The sequence below is a fragment of the Paraburkholderia sp. SSBN10T genome, assembly GCF_056619545.1.
In genome coordinates this window covers 1-1,593 of record NZ_JBWQQI010000054.1, presented here as the reverse complement: position 1 = coordinate 1,593, position 1,593 = coordinate 1, and the positions used below count along the sequence as shown (strand labels likewise).

Annotated in this window: 2 protein-coding genes and 1 pseudogene; all 3 read right to left on the bottom strand. The window is 56.0% G+C overall.

Annotated features, from left to right (window positions below):
• Nucleotides 1-234: 234 nt before the first annotated feature.
• Entirely contained in the window at nt 235-624 is a 390-nt protein-coding gene (locus AC1ECK_RS36590; protein WP_480328167.1) for a P63C domain-containing protein, read from the bottom strand.
• 27 nt (nt 625-651) lie between these two features.
• Entirely contained in the window at nt 652-1,068 is a 417-nt protein-coding gene (locus tag AC1ECK_RS36585; protein WP_480328165.1) for a DUF4279 domain-containing protein, read from the bottom strand.
• 10 nt (nt 1,069-1,078) lie between these two features.
• Nucleotides 1,079-1,593 (bottom strand): annotated as a pseudogene (locus AC1ECK_RS36580) (hypothetical protein); the annotation flags it as partial.

Here is a 1,593-nt window from a genome sequence, read left to right as displayed (position 1 = left end):
CAGGAGCGGTGCCTCCTTACTGGTGAAGGGCCGTCGGGACAGGCACTTTCACAACGTGGGTAGGATTGGGTAGCCACCGGCCGGGACTGCGGGAGCCAAACCTGGCGCGGTTTCGCGGGCGATTGTAGGAGTCGGCTGCCTTCCGCCAGTCAAGGCTTCCCGGCAATTCCGCATCCGGTTTTTCCCCCGATTATTTTTCCGCAAAAGCTAGGCTTTTCCGCAATTCGTCGCGAATCACAGGCCCTCACCATCGTCGTTCTGGAGTTCAAACGGCAGTTGGAGAGTTTCATCGTAGGCCGGCGCTATGCGATCCAGTTTTTCCTTGAAGTCATGCCATTTATTGCTGAGTTGCATCACCGTCACTACCTTTGTGATCAATTCTCTAAGGCGGGGATCGCCAACGTCGGGGGTGAGCAAGCGATGCAGTTGATGCTTTGGTCGACCTCCCGTGTTTTTTTTGACCTTTGCTTTCAGTTCCTTCCACACGCCAGGGGCGAGTCGTCGATACACAATGTCATTCGTTAGGTGGTCAAAGTACGGCGGTCGCTTGACCGACTCGGCATCAAATGGCAATCCGCGAAGACGGAACATTTCTTCATAGTCTTGATTATGTACATTGAGCAACTCCGTTATCGTGGTGCATTCTCTTCTTTATCGGTATTCGTCAATCTCGACGGTGCCGCCCATTGCCTCCATCATCGCCCGAATGTCATCTGGCACATCCGGTACCCGGTCTCCGAATTCGTTATCCCAGTAACAGAAGAACCGCATCTTTGCCCCGGCGCGTTCCGTTAGTTCGCGCAGGTCAGGTCGCGGCAGTGCGAGATGATCGACCAGATATCGCAGATGTGGCGTTAGCAGGTCGCTGCTGACGGCCAATTTGCTACGGACGCCCCATACTCCTGTCCGCCGCTCAATACCTCGTGGTAGTCCGTTGCGATCAACGACGGGATCTCCTTTGGTGTGTGCGATGTCAGGGACGACGCCGAAATACTGAGTCCAAAACTCGGGCGATATCTGATCGCCAGAAACTGTGAATGACGCGTATGCAAGTTGGTGCGAACCCATATATTCCGTCTTAGTAGTTGTGCATGTTATCGATTTTCAGCCCGTTGAAATATACATCGCCGTTGTTGTGCCAGATGACGTTGTCGTCTCCTCTTAAATCATTTTCTTCCTTCATTGCGTGAATCATGTTTCCGAAAATCTTGCGGTTGTACCCGAGCATTTTTGCAGCATAGTTCGGATTGTTCGTGCTGGCCGCCAGCACTTCTGCGTCACCGCTCACCGTGTCCGCTGTGAACTCGAACGGCTGCGCATCGCCGAGCAGCGTCGAGGCGTCGCCGTCTGAGGCGGCATATGCCCCGAGGGCTGCAGCGCCGACAGCGTCCGTCGCGGCAACGGCGATGCCGAGCAGAGCGCCGCCGCCGTTACTTGCGGCCATCGCACCGCGTGTAGCTATGAGCTTGGCTTCCTGCATGGCTGGATCGTATGGGCCGGACAGGATCGGCTCGCCGTTGAAGGACAGGGGGCATGAAACTGCCCCAGCGAATGCAGCCCACTTCTGGCCGCTGCCTCCGAATCCACCGCCGC

What these genes read in the sequence shown, in the direction of transcription:
- AC1ECK_RS36585 (WP_480328165.1), bottom strand. Translation starts at nt 1,068, where the DNA reads ATGGGTTCGCACCAACTTGCATACGCGTCATTCACAGTTTCTGGCGAT.